The organism is Sphingomonas qilianensis, from assembly GCF_039614825.1.
Lineage (GTDB): Bacteria > Pseudomonadota > Alphaproteobacteria > Sphingomonadales > Sphingomonadaceae > Sphingomonas > Sphingomonas qilianensis.
Genome location: NZ_JBDIMF010000001.1, coordinates 312,300 through 335,717, shown reverse-complemented (window position 1 = coordinate 335,717; position 23,418 = coordinate 312,300). Strand labels below are relative to the sequence as shown.

31 protein-coding genes and 2 other RNA genes are annotated in these 23,418 nt (G+C 65.2%); 20 read left to right on the top strand and 13 right to left on the bottom strand.

From position 1 onward, the window contains the following. Nucleotides 1-49 precede the first annotated feature (49 nt). A complete protein-coding gene (locus tag ABC969_RS01590) occupies nt 50-706 on the bottom strand; it encodes an alpha/beta hydrolase (RefSeq protein WP_261294859.1) in 657 nt (218 codons plus the stop codon). Nucleotides 707-797: 91 nt separating this feature from the next. Between ABC969_RS01590 and ABC969_RS01585 the strand changes: the two genes are divergently transcribed. From ABC969_RS01585 to ABC969_RS01555, 7 genes are all read left to right on the top strand, one after another. Beyond that, nucleotides 798-1,898 carry a cysteine desulfurase family protein gene (locus tag ABC969_RS01585; protein ID WP_345862500.1) on the top strand — a complete coding sequence of 367 codons (1,101 nt, stop codon included), beginning with the start codon at nt 798-800 and terminating at the stop codon, nt 1,896-1,898. Further along, complete coding sequence (locus ABC969_RS01580; protein WP_345862498.1) at nt 1,895-3,088, top strand: cysteine desulfurase family protein; 1,194 nt, start codon at nt 1,895-1,897, stop codon at nt 3,086-3,088. The genes ABC969_RS01585 and ABC969_RS01580 overlap by 4 nt, the downstream gene beginning before the upstream one ends. 148 nt (nt 3,089-3,236) lie before the next feature. Next, a complete protein-coding gene (locus tag ABC969_RS01575) occupies nt 3,237-3,545 on the top strand; it encodes a 2Fe-2S iron-sulfur cluster-binding family protein (RefSeq protein ID WP_345862497.1) in 309 nt (102 codons plus the stop codon). A 66-nt stretch (nt 3,546-3,611) separates the two neighbouring features. Continuing rightward, nucleotides 3,612-3,911, top strand: a complete 300-nt coding sequence (locus ABC969_RS01570) for a hypothetical protein (protein ID WP_345862496.1) — start codon at nt 3,612-3,614, stop codon at nt 3,909-3,911. Between the two features lie 43 nt (nt 3,912-3,954). After that, nucleotides 3,955-4,050, top strand: an RNA gene (ffs, locus tag ABC969_RS01565) — signal recognition particle sRNA small type. A 236-nt stretch (nt 4,051-4,286) separates the two neighbouring features. Continuing rightward, nucleotides 4,287-5,990, top strand: coding sequence for a DNA polymerase III subunit gamma/tau (locus ABC969_RS01560; protein WP_345862495.1), 1,704 nt, complete (start codon nt 4,287-4,289; stop codon nt 5,988-5,990). Between the two features lie 13 nt (nt 5,991-6,003). Further along, entirely contained in the window at nt 6,004-6,327 is a 324-nt protein-coding gene (locus tag ABC969_RS01555; protein WP_345862494.1) for a YbaB/EbfC family nucleoid-associated protein, read from the top strand. Between the two features lie 43 nt (nt 6,328-6,370). Here ABC969_RS01555 and mtgA read toward each other — a convergent pair whose 3' ends face one another. The 3 genes from mtgA to ABC969_RS01540 all read right to left on the bottom strand — a co-directional run bounded on the left by mtgA (nt 6,371) and on the right by ABC969_RS01540 (nt 9,222). After that, nucleotides 6,371-7,063 (bottom strand): monofunctional biosynthetic peptidoglycan transglycosylase, encoded by a 693-nt coding sequence (gene mtgA, locus ABC969_RS01550; protein ID WP_345863784.1) that lies wholly within the window; start codon nt 7,061-7,063, stop codon nt 6,371-6,373. Between the two features lie 253 nt (nt 7,064-7,316). Beyond that, a complete protein-coding gene (gene rpoH / locus ABC969_RS01545) occupies nt 7,317-8,219 on the bottom strand; it encodes an RNA polymerase sigma factor RpoH (protein ID WP_345862491.1) in 903 nt (300 codons plus the stop codon). Between the two features lie 52 nt (nt 8,220-8,271). Then, nucleotides 8,272-9,222: an RluA family pseudouridine synthase gene (locus ABC969_RS01540; protein ID WP_345862490.1), complete on the bottom strand. Its 951-nt coding sequence runs from the start codon at nt 9,220-9,222 to the stop codon at nt 8,272-8,274. Nucleotides 9,223-9,239: 17 nt separating this feature from the next. Between ABC969_RS01540 and ABC969_RS01535 the strand changes: the two genes are divergently transcribed. The 13 genes from ABC969_RS01535 (at nt 9,240) to ABC969_RS01475 (ending at nt 20,156) form a co-directional block, all read left to right on the top strand. After that, on the top strand, nt 9,240-9,659 hold the full coding sequence (locus ABC969_RS01535) for a M67 family metallopeptidase (protein ID WP_345862488.1): 420 nt from the start codon (nt 9,240-9,242) through the stop codon (nt 9,657-9,659). A 104-nt stretch (nt 9,660-9,763) separates the two neighbouring features. Next, the gene (locus ABC969_RS01530; protein ID WP_345862487.1) at nt 9,764-10,408 is read left to right on the top strand and encodes a histidine phosphotransferase family protein; all 645 of its coding nucleotides are present in this window, start codon (nt 9,764-9,766) and stop codon (nt 10,406-10,408) included. A 49-nt stretch (nt 10,409-10,457) separates the two neighbouring features. After that, nucleotides 10,458-12,764, top strand: coding sequence for a chemotaxis protein CheA (locus tag ABC969_RS01525; protein WP_345862486.1), 2,307 nt, complete (start codon nt 10,458-10,460; stop codon nt 12,762-12,764). After that, the gene (locus ABC969_RS01520) at nt 12,764-13,183 is read left to right on the top strand and encodes a chemotaxis protein CheW (protein WP_345862484.1); all 420 of its coding nucleotides are present in this window, start codon (nt 12,764-12,766) and stop codon (nt 13,181-13,183) included. Before ABC969_RS01525 ends, ABC969_RS01520 begins: the two co-directional genes overlap by 1 nt. Before the next feature lie 69 nt (nt 13,184-13,252). Further along, entirely contained in the window at nt 13,253-13,618 is a 366-nt protein-coding gene (locus tag ABC969_RS01515; RefSeq protein ID WP_345862482.1) for a response regulator, read from the top strand. 12 nt (nt 13,619-13,630) lie between these two features. Next, nucleotides 13,631-14,698 carry a chemotaxis protein CheB gene (locus ABC969_RS01510; protein ID WP_345862481.1) on the top strand — a complete coding sequence of 356 codons (1,068 nt, stop codon included), beginning with the start codon at nt 13,631-13,633 and terminating at the stop codon, nt 14,696-14,698. Next, nucleotides 14,695-15,567 carry a CheR family methyltransferase gene (locus ABC969_RS01505; protein WP_345862479.1) on the top strand — a complete coding sequence of 291 codons (873 nt, stop codon included), beginning with the start codon at nt 14,695-14,697 and terminating at the stop codon, nt 15,565-15,567. The genes ABC969_RS01510 and ABC969_RS01505 overlap by 4 nt, the downstream gene beginning before the upstream one ends. Nucleotides 15,568-15,653: 86 nt before the next feature. After that, complete coding sequence (locus ABC969_RS01500; RefSeq protein WP_345862477.1) at nt 15,654-16,343, top strand: N-acetylmuramoyl-L-alanine amidase; 690 nt, start codon at nt 15,654-15,656, stop codon at nt 16,341-16,343. 71 nt (nt 16,344-16,414) lie between these two features. Further along, an RNA gene (rnpB, locus tag ABC969_RS01495) (RNase P RNA component class A) lies at nt 16,415-16,796 on the top strand. A gap of 45 nt (nt 16,797-16,841) precedes the next feature. Then, the gene (locus tag ABC969_RS01490) at nt 16,842-18,803 is read left to right on the top strand and encodes a hypothetical protein (protein WP_345862475.1); all 1,962 of its coding nucleotides are present in this window, start codon (nt 16,842-16,844) and stop codon (nt 18,801-18,803) included. Between the two features lie 46 nt (nt 18,804-18,849). Further along, the gene (locus ABC969_RS01485) at nt 18,850-19,395 is read left to right on the top strand and encodes a J domain-containing protein (protein ID WP_345862473.1); all 546 of its coding nucleotides are present in this window, start codon (nt 18,850-18,852) and stop codon (nt 19,393-19,395) included. Continuing rightward, complete coding sequence (locus tag ABC969_RS01480; protein ID WP_345862472.1) at nt 19,392-19,694, top strand: hypothetical protein; 303 nt, start codon at nt 19,392-19,394, stop codon at nt 19,692-19,694. Before ABC969_RS01485 ends, ABC969_RS01480 begins: the two co-directional genes overlap by 4 nt. A gap of 69 nt (nt 19,695-19,763) precedes the next feature. Further along, complete coding sequence (locus tag ABC969_RS01475; RefSeq protein ID WP_345862470.1) at nt 19,764-20,156, top strand: hypothetical protein; 393 nt, start codon at nt 19,764-19,766, stop codon at nt 20,154-20,156. A gap of 3 nt (nt 20,157-20,159) precedes the next feature. Here the strand turns inward: ABC969_RS01475 and ABC969_RS01470 are convergent, their stop codons facing one another. From ABC969_RS01470 to ABC969_RS01430, 9 genes are all read right to left on the bottom strand, one after another. Beyond that, nucleotides 20,160-20,564: a SufE family protein gene (locus ABC969_RS01470; RefSeq protein ID WP_345862469.1), complete on the bottom strand. Its 405-nt coding sequence runs from the start codon at nt 20,562-20,564 to the stop codon at nt 20,160-20,162. 23 nt (nt 20,565-20,587) lie between these two features. Beyond that, nucleotides 20,588-20,830 carry a hypothetical protein gene (locus ABC969_RS01465; protein ID WP_345862468.1) on the bottom strand — a complete coding sequence of 81 codons (243 nt, stop codon included), beginning with the start codon at nt 20,828-20,830 and terminating at the stop codon, nt 20,588-20,590. Nucleotides 20,831-20,843: 13 nt separating this feature from the next. After that, nucleotides 20,844-21,113, bottom strand: a complete 270-nt coding sequence (locus ABC969_RS01460; RefSeq protein ID WP_345862467.1) for a hypothetical protein — start codon at nt 21,111-21,113, stop codon at nt 20,844-20,846. A gap of 13 nt (nt 21,114-21,126) precedes the next feature. Beyond that, nucleotides 21,127-21,396, bottom strand: coding sequence for a hypothetical protein (locus tag ABC969_RS01455; protein WP_345862466.1), 270 nt, complete (start codon nt 21,394-21,396; stop codon nt 21,127-21,129). 10 nt (nt 21,397-21,406) lie between these two features. Next, on the bottom strand, nt 21,407-21,712 hold the full coding sequence (locus tag ABC969_RS01450; RefSeq protein WP_345862464.1) for a hypothetical protein: 306 nt from the start codon (nt 21,710-21,712) through the stop codon (nt 21,407-21,409). 30 nt (nt 21,713-21,742) lie between these two features. Next, nucleotides 21,743-22,123 carry an envelope stress response membrane protein PspC gene (gene pspC / locus ABC969_RS01445; protein ID WP_345862463.1) on the bottom strand — a complete coding sequence of 127 codons (381 nt, stop codon included), beginning with the start codon at nt 22,121-22,123 and terminating at the stop codon, nt 21,743-21,745. A gap of 1 nt (nt 22,124) precedes the next feature. After that, nucleotides 22,125-22,391 carry an envelope stress response membrane protein PspB gene (pspB, locus tag ABC969_RS01440; protein WP_345862462.1) on the bottom strand — a complete coding sequence of 89 codons (267 nt, stop codon included), beginning with the start codon at nt 22,389-22,391 and terminating at the stop codon, nt 22,125-22,127. 1 nt (nt 22,392) lies between these two features. Beyond that, nucleotides 22,393-23,061, bottom strand: a complete 669-nt coding sequence (pspA, locus tag ABC969_RS01435) for a phage shock protein PspA (RefSeq protein WP_345862461.1) — start codon at nt 23,059-23,061, stop codon at nt 22,393-22,395. 79 nt (nt 23,062-23,140) lie between these two features. After that, nucleotides 23,141-23,272 carry a hypothetical protein gene (locus tag ABC969_RS01430; protein WP_345862460.1) on the bottom strand — a complete coding sequence of 44 codons (132 nt, stop codon included), beginning with the start codon at nt 23,270-23,272 and terminating at the stop codon, nt 23,141-23,143. Between the last annotated feature and the right edge of the window lie 146 nt (nt 23,273-23,418).

Genomic DNA, 23,418 nt, shown 5'->3' with positions numbered 1-23,418 from the left:
CGACCCGTCCGATCGTCACCCCGGGACAAGCCCGGGATGACGGGGAAAGTCAGCGGATCGGCGAGTTGGGATCGAGCCGCATATCCAGATATTTGTCCACGCTGCCCATCAGCTCGGGCATCTCGTGCTCGAAGAAATGGTTGGCCTTCGGAATCGTGTCGTGGTGGATGGTGATGTGCTTCTGCGTGCGCAGCTTGTCGACCAGCTTCTGCGTGGCGAGCGGGGGCGAGACTTCGTCATTCTCGCCCTGGATGATGATGCCGCTGGCCGGGCACGGCGCGAGGAACGTGAAATCATACATGTTGGCGGGCGGAGCGACCGAGATGAAGCCGCGGATTTCCGGGCGGCGCATCAGCAATTGCATGCCGATCCAGGCACCGAAGCTGAATCCGGCGATCCAGGTGGTCGAGGCTTCGGGGTGAAAGCTCTGCACCCAATCGAGCGCCGAGGCCGCATCGGAGAGCTCGCCAATGCCGTTGTCGAACGTACCCTGGCTCTTGCCGACGCCACGGAAATTGAAGCGGAGCGTGGCGAAGCCGCGGCGCTGGAAGGTCTTGTACAGCTCCTGCACGATCTTGTTGTTCATCGTGCCGCCCGCGGTCGGGTGCGGATGGAGGATCATGGCGACCGGCGCGCGCGGGCGCGGTCCCGGGGAAAAACGACCTTCGAGACGGCCTTCGGGGCCGGGGAAAATGACTTCTGGCATGGGACCTGCTGACTAATCTGGGGCCCCACCTCAGACGGACGTGGAGCGCTGGAATGTGCGCGCTATATAAGAAACCGGCTTACTTTCGCAATTGGAACGACTCCTGACCGCTTCTTCCCCCGATCGAGTGTATCTCGACCATGCGGCGACCACGCCGATCCTGCCCGCCGCGCGGGCCGCGATGATCGAGGCGATGGCGCGCTGGGCCAACCCGTCGTCGCCGCATGCCGAGGGGCGCGCGGCCAGGGCGGCGCTGGAAGAGGCGCGGCGCGCGGTGGCGGCGGCTTATGGCTGGGCAGGGGAAACGCTGTTCACCAGCGGGGCCAGCGAATCGCTCGCCATCGCCGCGCAGCGCGCGCTGCCGGCGCGGCGGATCATCACGGCGGTGGAGCATGATGCGGTGATGCGCTGGGCCGGGCCGGAGACGGTGGTGCTGCCGGTGGGGGCGGATGGCATCGTCTCAGTGGAGGCGCTGGCCGAAGCGCTGGCGGGGGTGCCGGCGCTGGTCACCGTGCAATGGGCCAATAGCGAGACGGGGGTGCGCCAGCCGATCGCGGTGATCGCCGCGGCGGTGCATGCCGCCGGCTCGTTGCTGCTGGTCGATGCCGCGCAGATGCCGGCCGGCGCTGATCAGGATGTCGCCGCGCAGGCCGATTTCGTCGCGCTGTCGGCGCATAAGCGCGGCGGGCCACCGGGCGTGGGCGCGTTGCTGGTGCGCGATCTCGGCACGTTGACGCCCACCGGGGGGCAGGAGCGCGGCTATCGGGCGGGGACGGAGAATGTGCCCGCCATACTCGGTTATGCCGCCGCGCTGGCCGAGCCGGAAGCGCTGGCGGAGCATCAGCGGCTGCGCGCGTTGCTCGACGATGCGGTGCTGCGTTCGGGCGGGGAGGTGATCGGCGCGGGATCGCCGCGCCATGCCGCGATCGGCGCGTATCGAATGCCGGGCGTGGCGAGCTTCGTGCAGCTGATCGATTTCGATGCGGCGGGCTTTGCCGTCTCGGCAGGAAGTGCCTGCGCCTCGGGCAGCATGAAGCCGAGCCACGTGCTGGGCGCGATCGGCCTGCCCGATGCGGCCAAGCGCGAAGTGGTACGCGCCAGCTTCGGCCGGGCGACGACCGAAGAGGAGGTGCGCGCGTTAATCGCCGCGTGGCGGTCCATTGCGCGCGCCAAGCAGCGTTTCGTGGCATGATCTATCTTGATTACCAGGCGACCACGCCGCTGGCCCCGCAAGCGTTCGAGGCGATGTTGCCGTGGCTGCGCGACAATTTCGCCAACCCGCATTCGCCGCATGCCGCCGGGCGCAAGGCCAAGGCGGCGGTGCAGGTCGCGCGGGCGCAGGTCGCCGCGCTGCTGCCCGCGAACGGCCGCATCGCCTTTACCAGCGGCGCGACCGAGGCGCTCAATTGGGCGATCAAGGGGGTCAACGTGAACGGGCCCCCGGGGCGGATCGTGACGCTGGCCACCGAGCATGCCGCGGTCCTCGATACGGTGGAAGCGCTGGCCGGGCAGGGACGCGAGATCGTCGTATTGCCGGTGGGGGCGGATGGGCTGGTTGATCTCGATATGGCACGGGCGGCGATCGTGCCGGGTACTGCCTTGGTCGCGGCGATGCTGGTCAATAACGAAATCGGCGTGGTGCAGCCGATCGCGGCGCTGGCGGCGCGGGCGCATGCCGCGGGGGCGCTGATGCTGTGCGATGCGGTGCAGGGTTACGGGCGGGTCGAACTTCCGGCGACGTGCGATCTGATCGCGGTGTCGGGGCACAAGATTTACGGGCCGAAGGGCGTGGGGGCGTTGTGGATGCGCGATGGCGTGACGCTGGCACCGCTGCTGCATGGCGGTGGGCAGGAGGCGGGCGGCCGATCGGGAACGCTGTCGCCGGCTCTGTGTGTGGGGTTTGGCGTCGCGGCGCAGCTGATGGGCGCGCGGCGCGCGGCGGATGCGGCGCATGTGGCGCGCTTGTGGGAAACCGCGACGACTGCCTTGCGCCGTCACCCCGGGCTTGGTCCGGGGGCCAACGCGCCCCAGACGCCAGCGTCCATGGAGGGTTGGACCCCGGACCAAGTCCGGGGTGACGGAGAGTGGTTGGTGAATGGCTCGATCGCTGACCGTTACCTAGGTAACCTCAACATCCGCCGCGACGGGCTCGATGTTGCTCGCCTGATGTCCGAATTGCGCGACATCGCCTTCTCCGCCGGCTCGGCCTGCGCCAGCGGGTCGGGGCGCTCCAGCCACGTGTTGCGCGCGATCGGGCTGAGCGAGGCGGAAGCACGGTCGAGCATCCGGCTGGGGTTCGGGCGCTACACGACGGAAGCGGAGGTGCGGGAGGCCATCGACCGCATCGTTACCGCGGCGGAAGCGCAGCGGGTGGCGGGGTGAGCGTATTGCCTTCATCAACACGCAGCTTTCCAGGCGAGGGCCGGGCCCCAGCTGCGAAACGGCGGGCGATAGGCGCTACGCAGCGTCGCGACCTTTCCGACTGGCCCCGGGTCTTTGTCGGGGAAGCGCATGTGAGGGCAGGCTGTCAGTGATCCTTATCCGTTTCATCGCCACCGACGGGACGATCCGCGAGGTGGAGGGGCGCCCCGGTGACCGCCTGCTGGATCTTGCCCAGGCCGACGGCCAGCCGCTGGAAGGCACGTGCGACGGCCAGATGGCGTGTTGTACCTGCCATGTCATCATCGCGCCCGAAGATTTCGCGCTGCTGCCGCCGGCGAGCGCTGACGAGGAGGACATGCTCGATTTCGCCACCGGCGCGACGCGGACCAGCCGGCTGGCCTGCCAGATCCGGCTCGACGCGGTAACCGCCAGCTTAACCGTAAAAATGCCGGGCTGATCGGAACAGTAAAAGCGAGCGACCGTTCCGCTTCCGTGCCGAATACGGCGCTCACAGGAGATGAACATGAAGTTTCTGGGATTGATCGCCGCCGGCATGCTCGGCGCGCTGAGCCTGGCCCCGGTATCGGCCAGCGCCGCTGCCGCACCGTCCGCTGCCACCGTTGCCGTGGCCGGCGCTGCCGTCGCCACGCAGGCAGTCGTCGTGCGCGAGCGCACCGTGGTGCGCCGTGACAATCGCGGCTATCGCAATAATCGTGGTTATCGCAACAACCGCAACCGTTGGGGCACGCGCCGCGTCTGCAATAATCGCTGGCGCAACGGTCGCAAGGTCCGCACCTGCCGTTCAGTGCGCTATCGCCGCTAATCGCGGGGATTGATCACCCCGCCCGATTTCCCTAGAGGCGCTCTTGGAAGTCGGGCGGACGTGGTCGTCGCCAACCTGGTCAGATCCGGAAGGAAGCAGCCACAACGATTTCGCCACGGGTCGTTCCGGCTTCCACCGCGAGCCGCAGCAAAGCTGCGGTGAGCGCGGCCGGCGGGGCAGGGCCCCGTCCGACGACGTGGCTTTGCCGCGGCGCTATTGCCAGTCCTCTTGTTGCTATGTCCACTTTCTTCCGCGCACCGCATCGCCTGCGGCACGGCGGATACCGGACCAAGTCCGGGATGACGGTGCACATGACGTTGGGCTTGCGAAACCTTTTCCTACCATCCGGCGCGATCGCCGCCTAGATAGTCGGTAATGTCCGACTCCCACGATCTCCCCAGCCTCGACCTTCCGAGCCTCGACCTCCCGAGCTTCGACTTGGGCGAGCCCGCGCAGCCGGCCAGGCCCGAGGCATATCGCGTGCTCGCCCGCAAATATCGCCCGCAGACCTTTGCCGAGTTGATCGGCCAGGATGCAATGGTCACCACGCTTGGCAACGCGATCAAGCGCGGACGCCTGGCGCATGCCTTCCTGCTCACCGGGGTGCGCGGGGTCGGCAAGACCTCCACCGCGCGGCTGATCGCCAAGGCGCTCAACTGCATCGGACCGGACGGGAAGGGCGGGCCGACGATCGATCCGTGCGGGGTATGCGAACCGTGTCGTGCGATCGCCGAGGGGCGGCATATCGACGTGATCGAGATGGATGCCGCCAGCCATACCGGCGTCGACGACGTGCGCGAGATCATCGATGCCTCGCGTTATGCCGCGGTGTCGGCGCGGTTCAAGATCTACATCATCGACGAAGTCCACATGCTGTCGAAGAACGCGTTCAACGCGTTGCTCAAGACGCTGGAGGAGCCGCCGGCGCATGTGAAATTCCTGTTCGCGACGACCGAGGTCAACAAGGTGCCGGTAACGGTGCTGTCGCGCTGCCAGCGCTTCGATTTGCGGCGCATCTCGGCCGAGATGCTGGCGGCGCATTTCGCGCGCGTTTCCGAAGCCGAGGGGGTCGAAGCGGAGCCCGAAGCGCTCGGGCTGATCGCGCGTGCGGCGGAAGGCAGCGCGCGCGACGGGCTGTCGATCCTCGATCAGGCCATCGCGCATGCCGGGATCGAAGGCGGCGGCGTGAAGGCCGGCGCGGTGCGCGACATGCTCGGCCTGTCCGATCGCGGCGCAGTGCGTGACCTGCTCGGGCTGTTGCTCGCAGGGGACGGGCTTGGCGCGCTGGGCGCGCTCCGGCGGCAATATGATCTCGGCGTCGATCCGCAGGCGGTGCTGCGCGCGTTGCTTGAAACGGTCCACGGCGTAACGCTGGTCAAGCTCGGCACGCCGCCCGAGGCGGGGCAGGCCAATGAGGAGCGCGAGGCGCAGCAGGGCTGGGCTTCCGCCTTGTCGTTCGCCGCGTTGCACCGTTTGTGGCAATTGCTGCTCAAGGGGCATGACGAGGTGGCGCGCGCGGCACTGCCGATCGAGGCGTGCGAAATGGCGTTGCTGCGCGTGGTCCATGCCTCGCAGCTGCCCGATCCGGGCGAGCTTGCCCGGCAGTTGGCGGCGGGCGGGCCGGTGCCGGTCGCGGCGCCTGCAGCCGGGCCGGCTGCCCCGGCATCGGCCCCTGCCGCGTCTGCCGAACCGGCCTTGCCCGGCACGATCGAGGAGATCATCGCGGCGATCGAGCGGAGCGGCGAATTCGGGCTGGCGGTGAAGCTGGAGCGCAGCGCCAGCGTGATCCGCCTCGCGCCGCCCGAACTGGTGCTGAGCGCGGCGCGGCCCTTGCCCGCCGATCTCGTGCGCGATTTGACCGTCGAGCTCAAGAATTGCACCGGTCGCGCGTGGAAAGTGACCACCGAAGATGCGCCCGGCGCGCCAACGATCAAGGAGCGCCGCGGCGAAGCGCGCGCGGGGCTGCGCGCGGATATTCTTGCCAGCCCGGTGGTCAAAGCGGCGTTCGAGGCGTTTCCCGAGGCAGTGCTGCCCGAGGAAGAGCTTGATCGGCTGATCGCCGCGCAGTCCAAAATGTAACGAGGAAGATCGCATGAAGAGCATCGAAGACATCATGGCCATGGCGCAGAACGTCCAGGCCGAACTGGAAAAGGCCCAGGCCAATCTCGACGTGATCGAGGTCGAGGGCGTCGCCGGCGGCGGGCTGGTCAAGGTCAGGGCGTCCGCCAAGGGCCGCATCATCGGCATTTCCATCGATGATTCGCTGATCGTACCTACGGACAAACAGATGCTCGAAGATCTGATCGTCGCCGCCTTCAACGATGCCCGCGCGCGGGCGGACACGGCGTCCAATACCGAGATGAGCAAGATGACCAGCGGGATGCCGTTGCCGCCGGGGTTCAAACTGCCGTTCTAAGTCGTGTCGTCACCCCGAATGTGATCCGGGGTGACATTTTTCGTTAGCTCAGGCAGCCATCCAGCCCGCCATTACGCACCACGCCCACACGCCGCGTGATGGCGTTGCCATGCCGCCGCGTGAAGCCGCGCGGGGCTTTGGCGGCGCGCTTCTTGGGCAGCGGCAGGATCGCCGCGATGCGGCCGGCCTCCGAGGGCGAGAGCCGTGCCGCGCTATGCCCGAAATAGCGGATCGCGCCGGCCTCCACGCCGTAGGTGCCGATGCCCGTCTCGGCGACGTTGAGATAGACTTCCATGATCCGGCGCTTGCCCCAGATATTCTCGATCAGCACCGTGAAATAGGCCTCCAGCGCCTTGCGCAGGTAGCCGCCCCCCTGGAACAGGAAGGCGTTCTTGGCAGTCTGCTGGCTGATCGTCGATCCGCCGCGGATGCGCCCGCCCTTGGCGTTGCGATAGGCGGCATTGGCGATCGCGGTGAAATCAAAGCCGTGATGCGTGCAGAACCGAGCATCCTCGCCAGCGATCGCGGCGCGGGGCATATCGCTATCGATCGCCGAGAGCGGCACCCATTTCTTGGTGACGCTATGCCCGCCCAGCATATCGCCGACCATCGTCAGCGTGATTGGTGGCGGCACGAAGCGATAGATCACCACCCACAGCACAGAGAGCAAAACGAAGCCGATCACCGACTTTGCAATCCAGCCGAGAATACGGCGTGGGAGCTGGCGGCGGGGCATGGCATCGCGGACGGCGGTGCGCCGTCGCGCCGAGAAAGGGCGGTCGTTCATTTCGGCAGGAGTGCCGGATTAGCCGCGACGGGGAAAGAGCCTTCGTCGCGAGCGCCGCCGAGGGGTTACCGCTGGAGCCGCGTGTGAAGAAAGAACAAGGGTAATTCGCACGAAGACGCTAAGGCGCAAAAAGCTGGTAAAGGCCGGCGTGGACCTTCTTCTCTTCGCGTCTTAGCGTCTTCGCGCGAAAAATCTTTTCTTCTCAGGCAGCCGTCACCAGTCGGCGATCACCCGCCAGCCGCATCATCGCTTTTTGCAGCTTCTCGAACGCACGCACTTCGATCTGGCGGACGCGCTCGCGGCTCACGCCGTAAACCTGGCTCAGTTCTTCCAGCGTCTTAGGATCGTCGGTCAGCCGGCGCTCGGTCAGGATATGCTGCTCACGCTCGTTAAGATCCTCCATCGCGGAGGTCAGCATCTCATGCCGCACGTCGGCCTCCTGCGCTTCGGCAACGACCGTGTCCTGCAAAGGGGCGTCGTCCTGCAGCCAGTCCTGCCACTGGCCATCGCCGTCCTCGCGCATTGGCACGTTGAGCGAGGTATCCCCGCCCATCGCCATGCGGCGGTTCATGCTGGTGACTTCTGCCTCGGTCACGCCAAGATCGGTGGCGATCTTCGTCAGATGCTCGGGCGTGAGATCGCCATCCTCGAACGCATCGAGCTTGGATTTCATCCGGCGCAAATTGAAGAACAATTTCTTCTGTGCGGCGGTAGTGCCCATTTTCACCAGCGACCAGCTGCGCAGGATATATTCCTGGATCGAGGCGCGGATCCACCACATGGCGTAGGTGGCGAGGCGGAAGCCGCGATCCGCCTCGAACTTCTTCACGCCCTGCATCAGGCCGATATTGCCTTCTGAAATGAGCTCGGACGTGGGCAGGCCGTAGCCGCGATAGCCCATCGCGATCTTGGCCACGAGGCGCAGATGCGAGGTGACCAACTGCGCCGCAGCATCGGTGTCGCCATGTTCCTCAAAGCGCTTAGCGAGCATATATTCCTGCTCGGGCGCGAGGATGGGGAATTTTTTGATTTCCGACAGATAGCGGTTGAGGCTGGCCTCTCCGCCAAGAGCGGGGACCGTGGCCGGCAAGTTGCTTTTGGCCATGTAATGATCTCCCTTTCAAATAGGCATGCCGCAACGCAGCGAAGCCTGATAGCTATACGTTAAGAAAGTTGAACAGTTCCTGCATATCGGCAGGCATTTCACTGTCGAACGCCAGAACGGTATTTTTCACTGGATGAATGAACCCCAAGCGCGCGGCGTGCAACGCCTGGCGGTGGAAATTCAGCGTTTCCAAAAGCTCCCGATGAGCTTGTTTTGTTCTACCATAAACCGGGTCTCCCAGCAAGGCATGGCCGATCGAGGCCATGTGCACGCGCACCTGATGGGTCCGCCCGGTCTCCAAGCGGCACTCAACCAATGCGGCGTTTTTCAGAGACTTGAGCGTCGAAAAATGCGTCACTGCACGTTTGCCGCCCTCGACGATCGCGACCTTTTTGCGATTGGTCGCCGAGCGCGCCAGTGGCTTGTCGATCTTGCCGGCGGGCGGCGCGGGGCGGCCTGCAACGATCGCCTTGTAGCGCCGGTCGATGCTGTGATCGTGAAACTGCCGCGCCAAGCCTTCGTGCGCGCGATCTGTCTTGGCCGCGAGCATCAGCCCCGACGTGTCCTTGTCGATGCGGTGCACAATGCCCGGCCGCGCGACGCCACCGATGCCGGACAGGCTGCCGCCGCAATGGTGCAGCAGCGCATTGACCAGGGTACCATCCAGATTGCCTGCCGCGGGGTGGACGACGAGCCCGGCCTGTTTATCGATCACGATCAGATGCTCGTCCTCGAACACCACGTTGAGCGCGATATCCTGCGGTTCATTGTGCGCCGGCGTCGGCGCCGGCACGGCGACGTTGAACAAGGCGCCCGCCGCCGCCTTGCGCGACGGATCGCGCGCCAGCGCACCACTTGGGTCGCTCACCGCCCCACTGTTGATCAAGACTTTCAGCCGCTCACGTGACAGCGTCGGGACCGCGTCGGCCAAGGCACGATCCAGCCGCCAGCCATCCGCGGCCTCCGCGATCCTTGCTTCGATGATGGAAACCCCCCGGCACATGCTTTAGCGATGTGGGCATGAGGTTGGAGATTTCAAGCGCGCTGCTGGCCGGCCTGCTCGCCGAGGTGCGAGCCACGCCTGATCGGGAGATCTGCGGGCTGTTGTTCGGCACTACGTACAGGATCGAAGCGGCGGCAGCGTGCGCCAACGTGGCGCCGGCGCCGGCGCGCGCGTTCGAGATCGATCCGGTCGCCTTGTTCGCGGCGCATCGTCGCGCCCGGGCAGGCGGGCCGGCAGTGATCGGTCACTATCACTCGCATCCGTCGGGCCGCGCCGAGCCCTCGGCGACCGACGCGGCAAGCGCGATGGGGGACGGGGCGGTGTGGTTGATCTTGGCGGGGCATGAGGCGCGCGCCTGGCGGACAGCGCGGGCTGGGGCGTTTGAGGGCGTGGCGCTCGTTACGACTTCATCGTCATCCGGACCGAGTTCCGGATGACGGACGGGTAGGGTAGGCGAATGCCGGTCGCAGTGGGTTGCGCAGCCGCCCCCACCTCGCCAGAAGAGCGATCACATCCTTTTCCCCGAAGCGGACCCCATCAAATGACCATTTCCTCGGTCGATTTCGCCAGCCTGCTCTGCTCGCGCCTGTGCCATGATCTGCTCTCCCCCGTAGGTGCGCTCAACAACGGGCTTGAACTGCTTGCCGATGAGCATGATCCCGAAATGCGCGCGCGCTGCCTTGAGCTGCTCAACGAAAGCGCGCGCGCTTCGGCGAACAAACTGAAATTCTTCCGCCTGGCCTTTGGCGCCGCGGGCGGTTTTGGCGAAATGGTCGATGCACGTGAGGCGCGGGCGGCAATCGAGGGGCTGTTCGGCGACAACCAACGGCTCAAGTTCGGCTGGCTGGTGGAGGATGCGACCCTGCCCAAGCCGGCGATCAAGGTGCTGCTGAACCTGGCGCTGATTGCGGGAGACGCGCTGATCCGCGGCGGGCAGCTCGATGTCGGCGCAGAAAGCATCGATGGCGCCGTGGAGATCGTGGTGCGCGCCGATGGCCCGCGCATCGTGCTCGATCAGGAGCTGCGCGGCGCGCTGGCCGGGACGCAGGGCGATGCGGTGATCACGCCGCGGGCGGCAGCGGCATATCTGGTGCAGGCCTTGGTCGCCGAAGGCGGCGGCACCGTTCAGGTATCCCCGCCCGATGCGCCGGTGTTGTTGTTTGGCGCAGCTTTTCGCGCCGGGTAAACCACCCCTTAATCAGTGATCGTCCAAGCTGGCGCCGACGCGGGGGCCCATGGACGATCTATTGCAGGAATTCATCGCTGAAACCCGGGATACGCTTGATGCGCTTTCCGGGGAGATCGTCGCGTGGGAAAGCGCTCCGGCGGACGGTCAGCGGCTCGATGCGATCTTCCGCTTTGTTCACACCGTAAAGGGGAGCTGCGGTTTCCTCGATCTGCCGCGGCTCGCGCGCCTGAGCCACGCCGCTGAGGATGCGCTTGCCGCGGTGCGCGATGGTGCCCGCGTGCCGGACACAGCATTGGTTAATGCCGTGCTGGCCATCGTCGATCGCATTGGGGCGCTGGTCGAGGCCATCGATGGCGGTCAGTCGTTGGATGATAGCGGCGAAGATCAGCTGATCGCCGCGCTCGCCCAAGGCGCTGTCGGGGCCGATCTCAGCGCCAATCCGGCAGCGCAGCGTCAGCCAGCGCGCAGCGTGCGGCTCGGCGTCGATCTGCTCGACCGGATGATGTCGGGCATGTCGGATATGGTGCTGGCGCGCAACGAGCTCGCCCGCCGGCTGCGCGACGAAGATGCCGATCCCGCGGTCGAGGCCGCGTTGGAGCGTCTGTCGCTGACGGTCGCAGAGATGCGCGATACGGTGACGCGCACGCGGATGCAGAAGGTCGATGCGCTCTTTTCCGCGCTGCCGCGCATGGTGCGGGATATCGCGGTAGAACTCGGCAAAACGGTGAAGTTGACGATCGAAGGATCGGATGTCGAACTCGATCGCGAGATGATCGAGATGATGCGTGATCCACTGACGCATATGGTGCGCAATGCCATCGATCACGGGCTTGAAACACCGGCTGAGCGAATTGGGGTTGGAAAGCGCGAAAGTGGCCGGTTGACAGTGGCGGCGCGGCAATCCGGCAATCAGATTATCATCGAGATTGCTGATGACGGGCGCGGCATCGACGTCGATCGGCTGATCGCGAAGCTGGTGCTCGCTGGTCGGCCCGAGCCTGAGCTGCGCGCGTTGAGCCCGAAGGCCAGGCTCGATCTGATTTTCCAACCGGGGCTGTCGGCGAAGGATGTGGCCACCGGCATTTCGGGGCGCGGCGTGGGGATGGATGTCGTTCGCACCAATGTCGAGCAAATCGGCGGACGCATCGAAATAGACAACCGGCCGGGCGCGGGCCTGCGTATCGCGCTCCACGTGCCGCTGACCCTGTCGATCATCCCCACCATCATCATTACCGTCGCCGCGCAGCGCTTTGCCATTTCGCGTCAAGCGATCCAGGAGATCGTGATGGTGCGCGCGCCGCAGGTCCGTGTCGATATGCTGGGGGATCGCCCCGCGGCGACGGTACGGGACAGGCGCATGCCACTGGTGGATCTTGGCGACCTCATGCGCATGCGCCCGTCCAGTGCCGATCCGATGATGCTGGTGATCGTTGGCGTGGCGGGTGGCAGTTATGCGCTGGCGGTCGACGCCGTGCTCGATCACGAGGAACTGGTCATCAAGCCGGCCACGCCTGCCGTAATGGCCACCGGAATTTATGCCGGCCAGGCATTGCCCGACAGTGGCTTGCCGATGCTCTTGCTCGATGGCGCAGGGATCGCGGCAGTGGCGGGGCTTGAATTTTGCCGCCATGAGTTGGCGAACGATGACGACGTGGAGGCACGCATCGAGGGGATAGCGGCGCTGCTGTTCGATGATCTCGATGGCGTGCGACGGGCAATGCCGCTGGCTGCTATCGATCGCATCGAGCCCGTGCAGCCCCATGACATTCGATTCGCGGCAGGGCGTCTGAGGCTGGTCGTCGAGGATCGCATCGTGCCCTTGGCGGCGATGGCGGAAATTTCCCAGGGCCAGAGCGTATCCGTGCTCCGATTGCGGGATGGACGAAGCGAGATTGCCTATGCGATCGATGGCGCGGTCGACATCATCACCGTGCCCGAAGTCAGGGTCGGCAGTCGCACAGCGGGGCCGGTCGCTGGCGTCGTCACTGTCGATGGCCACCAGATCGAAATTGTCGATGTATATTGGCTGTTCGCGGTGCATGGAGACGCCTTGACTGACGAACCCGCGCCGTTGGTGCTGATCGATGGCAGCGGCTCGCCGTGGATGACCACGTTCTTGAAACCGACCCTCGAAAACGCCGGTTATACCGTGGCTACCGAACTGCAGCAGGGCGACCCGCCTGCCATCGTGCTGACGATGGACGCTGAACCCACGCTGTCGCTGAATGCGGCTTCGGTGATCCGGCTGCGCCAGGATCGGCCCATCCGCGGCAGCGATGACGACAGCATTTATCGTTACGATCGGCCGGGTCTGCTCGCTGCGTTGGCGTACCATTCGGGGCGGGCCGGCTGATGAGCAGCTTGTTTCTGATCGCGACGATCGCTGGCCGCCCCGTGGCGATCGAGTCGGGGCAGGTCGAATCGGTGGTCGATATCGGTACCATAGTGCCCGTGCCCCGCGCGGTGGCGCAGGTGCGGGGCTTGGCGGCCCTGCGCAGCCGGGTGGTGACCGTGATCGACGCCCATGTGGCGCTCGGCCTTACCGCGCCTTCGCGCCCCGCCGGGCGTGCGGTGATCACGGTGGTGGAAGGGCAGCATTACGCGGTGCTGGTCGATTCGCTCGAGGATGTGGAGCCGTTCGATCTGGTGCCGCTGGCGGCGGGGATCGCTCTCGAGGGCGGGTGGCGGGCCGCCGGATGCGGCATCGTTGCACGCGATGGAAAGCCGATTCTGGCGCTCAATTTGCGCGCGCTGTTGCCCGTATCAGCCTGACTTGGCGCCATTAACGCGACGCTCATTCATCCCCGTCACAATTGCGACGCCACAATACGGGACGAACTGATGAAGACTTGCCTGGTAGTCGATGATTCCAAAGTGATCCGCAAAGTGGCGCGCCATATCCTCGAAACGCTCGATTTCAGCGTCACCGAGGCATGCGATGGCAAGGAAGCGCTGGATGCTTGCCTGGCCTCCGCGCCGGATGTGGTGCTGCTCGATTGGAACATGCCGGTGATGTCGGGGATGGATTTCCTGCGTGCGCTGCGCTCGAGCGCGGTAGCACCGCGGCCAAAGGTCGTTTTTTGCACGACCGAAAACGGCATTGCCCATATCCGCGCCGCGATCGAAGCAGGGGCCGACGAATATGTCATGAAACCGTTCGACCGCGAAACGCTGGAAAGCAAATTGCTGATCGTCGGGATGGCCTAGCGACTAGCCACGATGAGCGCCCGATCCACCACGCGCGTTACCGCCAACGGACGCGATGCTCGCTTGCTGATCGTCGACGATTCGGCCGTGGCGCGCGCGGTGATCGCCCGCATGCTTGCCGCCAAAAGCAATTTCGTAGTGGTGGCCGCCGTGGCCGAGGCAGGGCAGGCGACCGAGTTCCTGCGTCGGTCGCCGGTCGATCTCATTCTGCTCGATATCGATATTCCCGGTGCGAACGGGCTGAGCGCGCTGCCCGATCTGATCGCGGCGGGCGGCGGGGCGCCGATCCTGGTAATATCGTCCTCCTGCGCAGCGGGCGGCCCGGCGGCCGTTCAGGCGCTGGCACTGGGGGCGGCGGATACGCTGGAAAAGCCCCCCAATGGTGCGCTGGCCGGGCGCTTTGCCGATGATCTGATCGATAAACTGCGTCTTCTACTGGCGTCCGAGACGGCCGGCGCGCCAGCCGCGCGACGACGGAAGATTGCGCCGGATCGCAGCGAGAGCTTCGATATCGTCGCGATCGGCGCCTCAACCGGCGGCATCCATGCCTTGAGCCAGGTGCTTCGCGAAATCCCCGCCAGTTTCCGCCAGCCGATCCTGATCACGCAGCACCTGCCAAGCGCGTTCATGCCATATTTCGCGCAGCAAACGACCTTGCTGGCGCAGCGCCCATGCGAGGTCGCGACGGACCGCATGCGCATTGTCCCGGGGCGCGTGCTTATCGCGCCCGGCGATGGCCACCTGCGAATCGTCGCTCTGGGAGACGGCGCGGCGGCCGTGCGGCTGACGCGGGAAGCAACTCGCAGCGGCTGCATGCCCTCAGTCGATCCGATGTTTGAAAGCGTCGCCGAGGTGTTTGGGGCGCGGGCCTTGTGCATCGTGCTGAGCGGGATGGGGCGTGACGGCAGCGTGGGGGCGCACCGCGCGGCAGCGGCAGGCGGCTGCATCGTCGTGCAGGATCGCGACAGTTCCGTGGTCTGGGGCATGCCCGGCGCGGTGGCGGCGGCGGGGGATGCCAGCGCGGTGCTGACGCCGCCGGAAATCGGCCGTCTGATCGCCACGCGGCAACGCCCGACATGACCTTGCCGCCACCGCCACGCCGGACAGCCACCGCCGCGCCAATGCATCCGGTCGACGCGCTCACCGTTTTTGCGACGCTGCTGCAGCAACGCACCGGTCAGATCATCGCCGCCAGCCGCGCCTGGCGGATCGAAACCGCGCTCGGACCTGTGCTGCGCGACCGGGGAATCGATACGTTGGAACACCTCGCCGCCCGCGTCGGGGCCGATGAAGACCCTGCTCTGGCGGATCACATCGTCGATGCCCTACTCAATCAGGAAAGCTCGTTTTTTCGCGATCCCGCAGTGATGGAGTTGATCGGCGCGGCGGTACAGGCGCGGCGCATCGCATCTCCGACACGCAGCGTGCGGCTGTGGTCGGCGGGGTGCTCGACCGGGCAGGAGCCCTTGTCGCTGGCCATGATGGTGGCCGAACAGACCGAAGTGGGGCCAGCGTCGGGCGCGGCCGGGCGGGCGCCCGAGATCGTGGCCAGCGACGTGTCCGGCGCGGCGCTCGCGCGCGCCAGGAGCGGCATGTTTACGCAGTTCGAAATCCAAAGGGGGCTCTCCGTACGGCGCATGGTGCGCTGGTTTGATGCGGTGGGATCGGACTGGATGGCCAAGCCCGATCTGGTGCGCACAATCGCGTTTCGCCGGGCAAACCTGATCGGTGATGAACTGCCGGTCGGGCGCTTCGATGTGATCCTGTGCCGCAACGTGCTGATGTATCTGTCGCCACCGCGCCGCGCGGAAGTGCTGGCGCGGCTGGCCGGCGTGCTGCGGCCTGACGGGCTGCTCGTGCTGGGGGCGGGCGAAACGGTGATCGGGCAGACCGATGCGTTTCGGCCATCCCCGACCTATCGCGGGTTTTACGAGCCGACCGGGGTCTGAGCAGCCGGCGCATCGCCACGTTTCGCAGCGGACGCGCGCTATGCTAGTCGGCATGGCAGGAGGCGCGATGCCGCCGAGGAGCCGCCATGACCCTGATCGATACGCCGTCGCCCAATTTCGACGAACGGTTGCTGCCGGTGTCGATGATCGTGTTGCACTATACCGGCATGCAGGATGCCGAATCGGCGATCCGGCGGCTGATCGATCCCGAGGCCAAAGTCTCGGCGCATTATCTGATCGCCGAGGATGGCACGGTGCTGAAGATGGTCGGTGAGGCCAAGCGTGCCTGGCACGCGGGGCGGTCGCATTGGCGCGGCATCACCGATGTCAACAGCGCCAGCGTGGGCATCGAGCTGGTCAATCCGGGGCATGAGTTCGGCTATCGCCCGTTCCCGGAGCAACAGATCGCGGCGCTGCTGCCCTTGGTCGCCGCGATCAAGGACCGGCACGAGATCAAGCGCGGCAACGTGGTCGGCCATTCCGACATCGCCCCGACGCGCAAACAGGATCCGGGCGAGCTGTTTCCCTGGGCAGAACTGGCCAAGCGTCGCCTGGCGCTGCCCCGCCCGACGAAGAATTTGATGGATCCGCGCTGGACCGATGGCGGCTTTCTGCTGGCACTCGAACGGTTCGGCTATGATGTGGCGGACAAACTGGCCGCGGTGGTGGCGTTTCAGCGCCGTTTCCGGCCCGAGCTGATCGATGGCGAAATCGATATGGAATGTCGCTGCATCCTGCTCGGCCTGTTGCTGCCGAAACCGCAAGGGGACGATTAACGGTGCGCGCTCCTCTCTTGCGCGCAGCGGGGGTAGCAGGAACCGCACAGCCACGCTAAGCACCGCGCTCGCCAGAGGGTCGGGCGACCGCGGGGGTGCCTGGCACCCGCGAGGAAAGTCCGGGCTCCACGTAACGACGGTGCCGGGTAACGCCCGGCGGGGGTGACCCCAGGGAAAGTGCCACAGAGAGTAGACGGCGTCCGGCTTCGGCCTAGTGCTTCGGCAGCGCCACGGTGAAAGGGTGCGGCAAGAGCGCACCGCGCGCTTGGCAACAAGGGCGGCACGGCAAACCCCACCGGGAGCAAAACCGAATAGGGGCGGCATATGAGCATCGTTGCTGCTCGTCGCCCGGGTTGGTTGCTTGAGCCCGCATGCAAGTGCGGGCCTAGAGGAATGGTCGCCCATCCCGGTCAAACGGGGGGACAGAACCCGGCTTACAGACCCTCTGGCGTTTCTCGCGTGGTGGATCATAACCTACCGGAAACGGGGGGCGAATCGATGCGGGCGCAGGTCATTTTGGTAGCGGTGGCGGCGGTGGGCACGCCGGCGACGGGGCAACAGCCCGTCACCACGGTTCAGCAGGATTTCGAGGCGGCAACGGCGCTGCACGATAAGGGTGATTTTGCCGGCGCGCTGGCCCGCTGGCAGGCGTTGCAGGCGCGAGCCACCAAAAATGTGCGCAGCCAAGCGCTGGTGCAGGTGCGCAAGAGCCAAACGTTGTTCGCGCTCGACCGCAAGGACGAGGCCGTGGCGGCGGCACGATCGGGGCTCGCCAATTTGCCGGCCAGTGATGCCAGTCTTCGCGGCGACCGCTTCATTGCGTACGTCACGCTCGGTAGCGTCGCCGAGCAGGCGCTGGATTATGCCAGCGCGGCACAAGCTTATGCCGATGCTGAAAGGATCGCTGATACGCCAGGCGAGCGCCTGATTGCGCTGCGCGGCTTGATCCAGGCCGATACATTCATCGATCCCGCGACCGCCGAGCAAGCCATGACGCGCGCCGAGGCGCTGATAGCTGGCAATGCACTGGACACCCAACTCCAAGCGGTGATCAAACGACTGAAGGGGCAGTTATTGCTCAATCAGGGCGCCTTCGACGCATCGCGCCTCGCCAGTGGCGATGCCATCAAATTATTGGGCGGGCTGACCGCACGGACGCAGATCAACGACGTCCCGGTACGCTCCAACTATGCCATTGCTGCCCTGTTGGCGGGCAGGAAAGACGATGCACGGCGTTATATGGCGATGACCGGGGCAGGGCGGCTGAGCAAAGGCAGCTTCAATCCAGGCGCGCAGATGAAAGTGCCGGAATGTGGGGGGGAAGCCGGGCTGAAACCGAGCGATATGGCGGTGGTCGAATTCACCATCGACGATGACGGCGCAGTGCGCAGCAGTGCGCCAGTTTATGCAGCGGGCGGTGGGCGCGTGGCGTTGGACTTTGCGCGGGCTGCACGAAACTGGTCGTGGACTGCCGAACAGGTCAAGCAAATGCCGTTGTTCTTCCGCAATCGCGTCCGTGTCGAATTGCGCTGCTCGACCGCGTTCGAGCGACCATCCATCGGCACGTATCTGGATGGCGAATTGGGTAACTGGCTGGCGGACAAAAAGGTCGCGTTACCGCCGCTGTTGAGCGGCTCCGATGCGACGACGCTGCCGATGTTGCGCGCTCAGCTTGCCGCCGTCGAAGCGGCACAAGGGCGGGAGGCCTTGGCGTTGGTGCCGATCCTGCATCAATTGACGACGAACAGCGTGGTCGGGCGCGAGGAGGTCCGCATGTCCGCGCAGCGAGAACTGGCCATCGTTATCGCCAATGGCGCGCCACCGGCCGCGCGGTTGGCGGTCGAGACGACGGTGTGGCAGACCGCCGGCGCCGAAAGCTGGAAGCCCGAGGCTTATGCGCGCTTGCTGATACCGGCATTGACGGCAGCGCCTTATGCTGGCGACCCAGTGGCGCGATCCGCGCTGCGATTGCTGGTGGCCGATGCCGTGCGCAAGGATGAAGCTCGGGCGCGGCGATTGTTGCTCGCGGTCGGTTCTGACGTGGGTCTGCCGGATAATCATCCGCTGCGCGTCGGAGCGCTGGTTCGGCTTGCCTCGCTGGAACAGGATGCCGGCAATGCTGCCGCTGCCGCTGCCGCTTTCGCGCAATCAGGTTTGTCGGCGCGGCAATGCGCTTTGGTGGATTCCGCGCCCCGCTTCTTGGGCGTGAGCGCCGGCGCAAAGGATTTTCCGCAGGAAGCACAGCAATGGGGTTTTGAAGGGTTCACCACCACGCAATTCGATGTTTCCGCTGACGGCAACGTGGTCAATGAGCGCGCCGTGATCGCCTATCCACCGTTCGTCTTCACCGATGCGGGGACCAAGGTCATGAAAAGTGGCCGCTACGAAAAAAGCTATCGACCCGATGGCGGGCTGGGGTGTGGGGGCAACGTACAGCGGGTCGCGTTCCGCATGCCGTAAGGCCGCGCGCGCTTGCGCTCTGGGCGCTGCGGCCTATGTCGGGCGCATGGCGCGTACATCTTCACGTTCGGCAGATTGGGGCTTCCCGCGATGGCGCGGTTATGGCGAGGCGGGCTCCGCTGCGGCAACGGTGCGGCTGTGCGACCGGCATGGCTGCCAGGAAAAGGGCGATTGCCCCGCGCCCAAATCGCCCAACAGCCCGGAGCGCTGGTATTTCTGCCAGCTTCATGCCGGCGAATATAATCGTGGCTGGAATTATTTCGAAGGCCTGACCGCGGAGGAAGCGGCCGAGCGCGAGCGCGCCGAGACGCAGACCGCCGAGGGCTATACCGAATCGAAGCACAATAGCTGGGCCGGGCCGGGCGATGGCAGCCGCTCGCGCGATGAGATGCGCGCGCTGGAAGTATTGGGGCTGGATCCCGATGTCGAGTTTGCCGCGGTCAAGCTCGCCTGGCGCAAGCTGGCCAAGGACAGCCATCCCGATCTGCGCCCGGGCGATGCCGAAGCGGCCAAGCGCTTCCAGGCGGTGCAGACCGCCTATGAGGTGCTGCGCATGGCCGAGGAACAGCGCGAGTGGAAGCCGGCTGCTTGAGGACGGTGCGCGCGGACTGGGCGGGCACGGTGCTGGTGTGCCGCAAATGCTCGAAGAAGCTGGATGGCGGGTTCGGGCCAAAGGGCAAGACCCCGCTGGCCAAGGCACTGCGGCGCTTTCTGGCTCTAGGCAAGGGGCGCAAGAGCAGCCTTGGCGTGGTCGAGGTCAAATGCCTGGGCATCTGCCCGAAAAACGCCGTGACGGTAGTGGATGGCGCGCGCCCCGCCGAATGGATGTTGATTGACCGAGGCATGCCGCTCGACGAGGTGGCGGCGGCGCTGGCGCGTGCACCGCACTGAATGGCGCTCCACCGGTCAGCGACTGTTCAGCCTCCGCGTGGTATGGCGCGGTATCCAAAGGAGATTGCCATGCGATCGATCCATCTCATCATCGGTGCCGCCCTGCTGTTCGGCGCGGGCGCAACCGAAGCCCGCACCCGGCTGACCCCGGAAGCGAAGCTCGCCAAACTGCTCGACGGGCGCGTCGCTGGGAAACCCGTCAACTGCCTCAACCTGCGCGATATCCGGTCGAGCGAGATCATCGACGATACGGCGATTGTCTATCGCATGGGGCGTACGCTCTACGTCAATCGCCCGCGCGGCGGGGCGGAATCGCTCGACGGCAACGACGTTCTGCTGACCAGGACCTATACCGGCAGCCTGTGCTCGATCGACACGGTCAATCTGATCGATCGTAACACGCAATTCCAACGCGGCTTCGTCTCGCTCGGCCAGTTCGTACCCTACACCAAGCCTAAATAAGGCTTAGGCGTAACGCTGCGCGGTCTCGCGGATCAGTGCAATCATGTTGGGAATGCCTTGCGTGCGGTTCGAGCTCAGCTGGTTCCTGAGATCGAACGGGGCAAGCGCCTCGGTGATATCGGTGGCCAGGATGGTGGCGGCGGGCTGATCCTGCACCGTCAGGAGCACCAGCGCGATAATCCCTTTGGTGATAGCGGCGTTGCTGTCGGCGAGGAAATGCAGCGTGCCGTCATCCCGGGTCATCGGATAGACCCACACCGATGCGGAGCAGCCGCGGACCAAGGTGGTCTCGGTTTTGAGCGCGTCCGGCATCAGTTCCAGCTCGCGGCCAAGCTCGATCAACAGGCGATAGCGATCGTCAGAATCGAGGAAGCTGTATTCGTCTTGCAGATCGGCGAGATTCGGCATGGCTCGCGGTAGGCGGGTAGACCTCAGAGGTCCACCCCGGCGGCGATTGCTTCCAGTTTGCGGATGCGCTCCTTCAGATCAGCGATCTCGATGCGCGCACTGGCATTAGGCATGGTCTGCTGCAGCGGGAGGTCGCCATGGCCATGCAATTCCTGCGTCTTAAGCTGCAGCCAGCCACGCCAGCCGGTGAGCGCGGCGAAGGTGAGCATGGCGAGACCAGCAAGGGCGGTGGTGGCGAGGGTCAGATAGAGATTGGGGTCGGTCATGATCCCTGCTCCTTTAGCTGCGGTCGCGCAGGCGTTCGATCTCGCGATCGAGCCGGGCGCCGCTATCGTTAGTGTCGGTGGCGAGTCGTTCGAGCACCGCCAGGCGCTCCTTCATTGCCTTCAGTTCGTCGCGCAGCCGCTGGGTTTCGATTGCCGAAGCTGCGCTGACCGGGCCGAACGTGTCGTCACTGTCGCGCTTCTCGTGGCGGTAGCGCGCTGTGAAGACGCGGCCGATGGTGACGATCAGGATGATCGCGACGACCATGGCGAATGGATTGTCCATCGTGCTGCCCCTCTTAATTGAGCGGCGCGCGGTCGTCGCGCAACCGGTCGATTTCATCGCTAAGATCCATGCCGCGATCGGTGAGGATCCGTTCAAGCACGCGGACGCGCTGTTCGAGCCGTTCGGTCTGCGCGGCATATTGCGCGGCCTTTTCGGCGACCATGCTGGCGTTCAATTCCATCTGACGGTTTTTGTAGGCGAACCAGGGCCGGACGAAGACGCCGCCGAAGATCGCCAGCAGGCCGCAGGAGATGCCGAGGATCGGGATTAGCAAGGGGCTCATGGTCTGCTCCTCAGTGGGTGTTGCGCAGCGCGTCGATCTCGCGGGCGGTGCGTTCGGCGGGGTCGGTAGCGATGCGTTCGAGCACCGCGATGCGTTCCTCGAGCCGGGAGATCTGCCCGGTCAGTCGCTCGTTTTCGGAGGACAGCAGACCGATCTTGCGTTTGGCATCTACATCCAGGTCGCTGCGATGGCTTTTGCCGGTCCATTCGTCTTCCAGTGGATAGCCATGCTTGGCCCGGATCCAGCTGTTGATGATCCACCCGGCATAGGACATCGCGATGATCGCGATCACGAAACTTGGTCCACCCCAATTCATTGTTCTTCTCCCCGGTTGACCGCCTGCGCCTTAGCGCAGGCTGTCAATTTCATTGGCCAGGCGGCTGTTGCGGCTGGTGTAATGCATTTCGATGTCGGCCAGCCGGCGATCGATGTCGCGGAAGCTGGATCGGATCTCCGCGGTCGAGCGCTTCGGGTTGGAGCGCACGCCCTGCCAGAACTTCTGTTCTTCGCGGCTTTCATAAAGCCCGGCGGGCTTGTTGTCGGCCATCCACGCGACCAGCCAATAGGCGATCATCGTCCAGGGGAAGCCCCCGGCCAGCGTCAGCACCACGGTGCCGACACGGACCCAGGTGACATCGACGCCGGTGTAATCGGCAATCCCCGAGCAGACGCCGAGATATTTGCGGTTCTGCTTGTCGAGATAGAATTTTGTGCGGCTGGCGGACATTTCAGTTCCTCCTCGAGAGATAGTCGTCTGGCTGGTCGGATTTGATCCGCGGCTGCCAGTCGGGGTTGTCGGCGGCGACGATGCGCTCCACCGTGTTCAGGCGATCCTCCAGCCGGCGGGCGAGCGAGTAGAGCTCGTCGAGCAGGCCTTCGTCTTCCTGCGTGATCTTCGGCGCCTGCTTCCACTTGGTGATGTAGTGGAGGATGATCCAGGGCATGCCGATGAACAGCGAGGTGATCGCGATCAGCGGGACAAAGATGTCTTCCATCTTAGCTGTCCCTTCCGATGCGTGCCTTCATCGCGGCGAGCTCAGCATCGACCTTTTCGGCCGATTTGAGTTCCGCGATTTCCTCGTCGAGCGACTTGGGCGGGCCGCCGAGCGCGGCGGCATCGGCGCGGCCCTCGGCCAGATCGACGCGGCGATCGAGAATGTCGAAGCGCGAGAACGCATCCTCAACCTTCTGCCCGGCATACATTTCGCGCAGCTTGAAGCGGTTGTGCGCCGTCTCCAGCCGGGTCGAAATCTGGTTCTGTCGCGTGCGGGCTTCGCTGAGCTTCTTCTGCAGCTTGGCGATATCCTCCTCGGCGGCGCGCAGCGCATCATCCAGCACGGTGATCTCTGCGACCAGCTGGCTGCCCATATCGGCGGCCTTCTGCTTTTCGACTAATGCGGCCTTGGCGAGATCCTCGCGATCCTTGCTCAGCGCCAGTTCAGCCTTCTCGGTCCAGCTGTCCTGCAGCTTGTCGAGCTTGTCGATGTGGCGGCGCATTTCCTTCTGATCGGCGATGGTGCGGGCGGCGGAGGCGCGCACCTCGACCAGCGTCTCCTCCATTTCGAGGATGATCATGCGGATCATCTTCGAGGGATCCTCCGCCTTGTCGAGCAGATCGGTAAAATTGGCGGCGACGATATCGCGGGTGCGGGAGAAAATACCCATTGAAAAACTCCTTCAAGGAAACGCGGGAAACCGGGGCGGGCTATAGGGGTGCTGCCCGCCCTGGGCGCTCGCCGTGCGGTCAGGCGACGGCGGCGATGCTGGGCGCCGAAACATTGGCCGGACCGACCGCTGCCCCCACCGTGACGGCGCTGAACAGGACGGCGAAGAAAAGTGCGGCGACGTTGCGGCGGAGATCGGTCTTGCTGAACATGATATTACTCCCTTGAAAGACTGTTGCGGCCCGTCTTTGCGACGATTGCCCACAGCTCTGCAGGGACCGTGCCAGTTTCGAAAATGGCTGAAATGCGTGGTTTTTGAACGCGCTGCGGAGTGTCGACCATTTTCGACTTGCGAACG